5 protein-coding genes are annotated in these 5,733 nt (G+C 69.5%); all 5 read left to right on the top strand.

Features of this window, described 5'->3' with window-relative positions; all coding sequences use genetic code 11:
* On the top strand, window positions 1–513 hold a 513-nt coding region (locus V9U70_RS03520), incomplete at its 5' end, for a GTP-binding protein (protein WP_336672948.1).
* A gap of 361 nt (window positions 514–874) precedes the next feature.
* Window positions 875–4,096 (top strand): sensor histidine kinase, encoded by a 3,222-nt coding sequence (locus tag V9U70_RS03525; RefSeq protein WP_336672949.1) that lies wholly within the window; start codon window positions 875–877, stop codon window positions 4,094–4,096.
* Window positions 4,097–4,106: 10 nt separating this feature from the next.
* Window positions 4,107–4,520: a roadblock/LC7 domain-containing protein gene (locus tag V9U70_RS03530; protein ID WP_006127847.1), complete on the top strand. Its 414-nt coding sequence runs from the start codon at window positions 4,107–4,109 to the stop codon at window positions 4,518–4,520.
* A gap of 90 nt (window positions 4,521–4,610) precedes the next feature.
* Complete coding sequence (locus V9U70_RS03535) at window positions 4,611–5,267, top strand: DUF742 domain-containing protein (RefSeq protein WP_336672950.1); 657 nt, start codon at window positions 4,611–4,613, stop codon at window positions 5,265–5,267.
* A partial coding sequence (locus V9U70_RS03540) for a GTP-binding protein (RefSeq protein WP_082317815.1) occupies window positions 5,248–5,733 on the top strand: 486 nt, incomplete at its 3' end. The genes V9U70_RS03535 and V9U70_RS03540, both read left to right, overlap by 20 nt.

The raw sequence follows: 5,733 nt of genomic DNA on the forward strand, positions 1-5,733 counted from the left end.
GGCTTCGGCGTGGGTAAGACCACGTTTGTCGGTGCCGTCTCGGAGATCAATCCGCTGCGCACCGAAGCCGTGATGACGTCCGCCTCCGCGGGCATCGACGACCTGACGCACACCGGGGACAAGACCACCACCACGGTGGCCATGGACTTCGGACGCATCACCCTGGACCAGGACCTGATCCTGTACCTCTTCGGCACCCCCGGCCAGGACCGCTTCTGGTTCATGTGGGACGACCTGGTCCGCGGCGCCATCGGCGCCGTCGTCCTCGTCGACACCCGCCGCCTCGCCGACTGCTTCCCCGCCGTCGACTACTTCGAGAACAGCGGCCTGCCCTTCGTCATCGCCCTCAACGGCTTCGACGGACACCAGCCCTACACCCCCGACGAAGTACGCGAAGCACTCCAGATCGGCCCCGACGCTCCGATCATCACGACGGACGCCCGGCACCGTGCGGATGCCAAGAGCGGTCTGATCACGCTGGTCGAGCACGCCCTGATGGCACGTCTGAAGTAGTCCGACACCAGAGATAAGTGGTGATCGGCATACGGAAGTTGCCGTAGTCACGCGGGGGGCGGCCTGTGTCGTTTGACACGATCCGCCCCCGCGTTCATAACGTTTCGACAGAGAATTGCCTCCGCGCAACCACCCGACGCATCCATTCGGTGCCACTGCGCTCACATGAGCCCCGCCTTTTGACGGGGCTCGCTCTTTATGCCCGTTTTATCTGAGGTCTGGGCCACTCGGAATCTCTGGTTCCGACTGTTTGGAAGGGGGCCGCCCCCCGTGCTGCAATGCGACGAACTCCCGAGTAGTACGGGCCTGATCGAATAATCCGGCACAACGTAGGTGCCGACGCCGAGAGGTTGTTGGTCGAGTGAGGCGAAGCAACGAGGGCTCCGCGGCGCAGCCGGAACGGGGCAACTTCACCCCACCGTCGCGCGCTGCGGCGTCACCTGCCGACGTGCCCGGGAACGCGTCGGCCGGCTCCGGCAACGGCCGGCTGTCCCCGCGCAACTGGCGGGTGGCCACCCGGCTGAACGCGATCCTCCTGATCCCGGTCCTGGTCGGCCTGGTCATGGGCGGCTTCCAGGTGAAGGGGTCCATCGACACCTGGGGCGAGGCCCAGGACGCCGAGAAGGTCGCGAACGTCGTGCGCGCCGCCTCCGACTACGGCCAGGCGCTCCTCAACGAGCGGGACCTCACGGCCCAGCCGCTCCTCTCGGGCGACGGGGACGCCGAGGTCGTCGAGCAGACGCGCGCCACCACGGACGAGGCCCGCCTGAAGTTCGACGCAGCGGTGGAGCAGATGCCCGCGAAGCCGGGCCTGGAGCGCCGCCTCAAGCTCTTCAAGGCCGAGGAGCCCCAGCTTCCCGAGCTGCGCAAGGCCGCCTACTCGCAGGCCATGGACCCGGTGAAGACCGAAGAGGGCTACACCCAGGTCCAGCACTCGCTGATGCAGTTCTCCAACGAGCTCGGCCTCGGCACCGGCAACATCACCAGTTACGGCCGTACCGTCTACGCGATCGAGCTGGCCAAGGCCGCAGAATCGCTTCAGCGCTCGATCGGCATGCACCTGCTGGTGCGCCCGAGCGGCAAGTCCTCGACGTACAACGACCAGGTCAAGGCCTTCGGCTCGTACAACTACCTGGAGCAGATCGCGCTCGGCGAGTTCAACTCCGGTGGCACCCAGGCGGATGTGGACCGCCTCAAGCAGGTCATGGCGGGCAAGGCCGCCGAGGGCTCACGGCAGCTCAAGGCCGCGGCGGAGCAGGCGGAGGCCGCGGGCGAGCCCTTCGTGGAGCCGCCGAGCATCGACGGGTCGGTCTTCGACGGCATGGCCCGGGAGATCGGCAAGGGCCAGGAGCCCGAGGAGCTGGCGGCGAAGGGCATCACGCCCGAGACCTGGATGGCCGCCGCCACCGCCAAGTTCGAGGGGTACGCCACCGTCGAGGACGAGCTGGTGGCCAAGGCGGTGGACGAGGCCGGGAAGATCTCCTCCGACGCCAAGACCGACGCCATCGTCAACGGTCTGATCGTCGTCATCGCGCTGCTGGCCGCGTTCGCCCTGGCCGGGCTCATGGCCCGCCAGATGAGCCGCTCGATGCGCCAGCTGCGTACGGCCGCCTTCGGCATCGCCGAGCAGCGGCTGCCCTCCCTCGTCGACCAGCTCTCGCGGACCGACCCGGGCCGGGTGGACACCCGCGTGCAGCCGATCCCGATCACCTCGCAGGACGAGATCGGCGAGGTCGCCCGCGCCTTCGACCAGGTGCACCGCGAGGCCGTCCGGCTCGCCGCCGAGCAGGCCATGCTGCGGGGCAACGTCAACGCGATCTTCACGAACCTCTCGCGCCGCAACCAGTCGCTCATCGAGGGCCAGCTGACCCTCATCACCGAGCTGGAGAACAACGAGGCCGACCCTGACCAGCTGGAGACCCTCTTCAAGCTGGACCATCTGGCGACGCGTATGCGCCGTAACGGCGAGAACCTCCTCGTCCTCTCGGGCGAGGAGCCCGGCCGCCGCTGGGACCAGCCGGTTCCGCTGGTGGACGTGTTGCGGGCCGCCTCCTCGGAGGTGGAGTCCTATGAGCGCGTCGAGCTGTCCGGCGTGCCGGAGGCCGAGATCCACGGCAGGGCCGTCACCGACCTCGTGCACCTGCTGGCCGAGCTGCTGGAGAACGCCACCACGTTCTCCTCGCCGCAGACCAAGGTGCGGGTCACCGCGACCCGGCTGCCCGACGGCCGGGTGATGATCGAGATCCACGACAAGGGGATCGGCCTCACCGCGGAGGACTTCGCCGACATCAACCACAAGCTGGCCGACCCGCCGACCGTGGACGCCGCGGTATCGCAGCGCATGGGCCTGTTCGTGGTCGGCCGACTGGCCGACCGGCACGGGATTCGGGTCCAGCTGCGCCCCTCGGGCGAACAGGCCGGGACCACCTCGCTGGTCATGCTGCCGGACGGCATCACCCACGGCGGCGGTGGCGAAGCCCTGGACGGGCAGGACGACTTCACGGTCTCCTCGATCATCCCCGAGCAGCAGCGGGCCTTCGAGCCGGCGCCGCAGCAGGCGTCGATGCGTACGGCGGCGGAGCTCGGCTTCGACGACTCGCGTTACGAGGCCTCGTCAGATCCGGGCCGGCTGAACCCGGTCGGGCGCTCGTTGATGCGTGAGGACCGCAAGGCGGCGCTGGAGGCCGAGAGCGGCGGCGAGGGCGCGCTGGGGGACGGTCACCAGGAGCAACGGCAGGCTCCCCCGTCGTACGCGGGCGACGACCCGTACGGCACGCAGGCGCACCCGGCGCAGTACGGCGACGAGCAGTACGGGCAGGCCCCGTTCGGGCAGCAGCCGCAGCAGGCGTATCCGGCCTCGTACGAGCAGCAGCCGTACGGCACCGGGGAGGGGTACCCGCAGCACCAGGAGCACCCGTACCCGCAGGACGGTTACACGGGAGCGGACTACGCCGCACCGGACGGGGGGCAGGACCGGCACGCCGACCCGTACGCCCCCTCGCCCGGCCAGTCCCCCCAGGACGACTGGCCTGTTCAGAACGGTTTCTCGAACACGTACGAGCCGGCCGTCGCGACCGACGCGGAATCTGTCGCGAGCGCACCCGCGGAGCCGTCGGACCACGTAGGCTTCGATCGTCCGGGGTCCGCCCCGAACGTCGGCCACGGGCTGACGGAAGCCGGTCTGCCCCGCCGCGGCGGTCAGCAGCACTGGCAGCCCGACGTCCGTGAGAACGACCAGCCCGCTCCGGATCGGCAGCGGCAGCCGCAGCAGGAAGAGCGGCAGGCCCAGCAGACGGACGGGGAAGGCCCCGACGACTGGCGCTCGGCCAACGACGAGCGCTGGGAGCGGGCCGAGAAGCTCCGTGAGCCGAAGGCGGGCGGGATCACTCCCTCCGGTCTCCCCCGGCGCGTGCCCAAGGCCAACCTGATCGAGGGCGCGGCGGAGCAGACCCGGCAGGGGGGCCCACAGGTCTCCCGCGCACCCGAGGACGTCCGCGGCAGGTTGAGCAACCTGCGGCGGGGGACCCAGCGGGGACGCGGCGCGGGGTCGGACACCAGTACCACCTACAACCAGGAGCGTTAGTGTGAGCCCGATGAGCCAGGCGGCGCAGAATCTCAACTGGTTGATCACCAACTTCGTGGACAACACCCCCGGGGTGTCGCACACGGTGGTGGTCTCCGCCGACGGACTCCTGCTGGCGATGTCCGAGGGATTCCCGCGCGACCGCGCCGACCAGCTGGCGGCCGTGGCCTCCGGGCTGACGTCGCTGACGGCCGGCGCCTCGCGGATCTTCGAGGGCGGCGCCGTGAACCAGACCGTTGTGGAGATGGAGCGGGGTTTCCTCTTCATCATGTCCATCTCCGACGGCTCGTCGCTGGCCGTTCTCGCCCACCCGGACGCCGATATCGGTCTGGTCGGGTACGAAATGGCCCTTCTGGTCGACCGCGCGGGCAGCGTCCTGACTCCGGACCTCCGCGCCGAGCTGCAGGGAAGTCTTCTTAACTAGTAGACAGACAGTGCGTTTCTCGCCACCGCGCCATAAGGTGCGGTGGCGCGGCCCCACTGGGATCGGCGACCGGCAGTCGGAGGAGGAGACGTGGCAGCACCCACAGGCGGGCATCCCTATGAGGGTGACCAGAGGGTTTCGGGTGAGCACGGTGACAACCGTTTCGGCTTCCCTGCCTCTTCCGGAGGCCAGAGCCAGGGCTCGGGGCATGGTTATCAGCCATATCAGCAGCCCCACCAGCCGCAGCAGCAGTCGGGCGGTCACGGCCCCCAGGGGTCCGAGTGGCCCCCGCGGCAGCCGGGATCGCCGTGGCCGCAGCAGCAGCCGCAGTACGACGCCCCCCGGCAGCCACGCGTTCAGCCGGCACAGCAGCAGCGGGCCTCCCAGCCCTCCGCTCCCGCCGCGCACAACCCGCTGGTCCGTCCGTACGCCATGACCGGCGGCCGGACCCGACCGCGTTACCAGCTCGCCATCGAGGCGCTGGTCAGCACCACGGCCGATCCGTCCCGGCTGCAAGGGCAGTTGCCCGAGCACCAGCGGATCTGCCGGCTCTGCGTCGAGATCAAGTCGGTGGCCGAGATCTCGGCCCTCCTCTCGATCCCCCTCGGCGTTGCCCGAATCCTCGTGGCCGACCTGGCCGAGGCCGGGCTCGTCGCCATTCATCAGCCCGGCGGCGACGAGGCCGCCGGCGGCCAGCCAGATGTGACACTGCTCGAAAGGGTGCTCAGTGGACTTCGCAAGCTCTAGCGGCGGAGCGGCCCGCTCCACTACCTCGGCGAAGATCGTGGTGGCAGGGGGCTTCGGCGTGGGTAAGACCACGTTTGTCGGTGCCGTCTCGGAGATCAATCCGCTGCGCACCGAAGCCGTGATGACGTCCGCCTCCGCGGGCATCGACGACCTGACGCACACCGGGGACAAGACCACCACCACGGTGGCCATGGACTTCGGACGCATCACCCTGGACCAGGACCTGATCCTGTACCTCTTCGGCACCCCCGGCCAGGACCGCTTCTGGTTCATGTGGGACGACCTGGTCCGCGGCGCCATCGGCGCCGTCGTCCTCGTCGACACCCGCCGCCTCGCCGACTGCTTCCCCGCCGTCGACTACTTCGAGAACAGCGGCCTGCCCTTCGTCATCGCCCTCAACGGCTTCGACGGACACCAGCCCTACACCCCCGACGAAGTACGCGAAGCACTCCAGATCGGCCCCGAC

Origin of the sequence: Streptomyces pratensis, assembly GCF_037137275.1 — a bacterium.
Taxonomy (GTDB): domain Bacteria; phylum Actinomycetota; class Actinomycetes; order Streptomycetales; family Streptomycetaceae; genus Streptomyces; species Streptomyces pratensis_B.

What these genes read in the sequence shown, in the direction of transcription:
- V9U70_RS03530 (WP_006127847.1), top strand. Translation starts at nt 4,107, where the DNA reads ATGAGCCAGGCGGCGCAGAATCTCAACTGGTTGATCACCAACTTCGTG.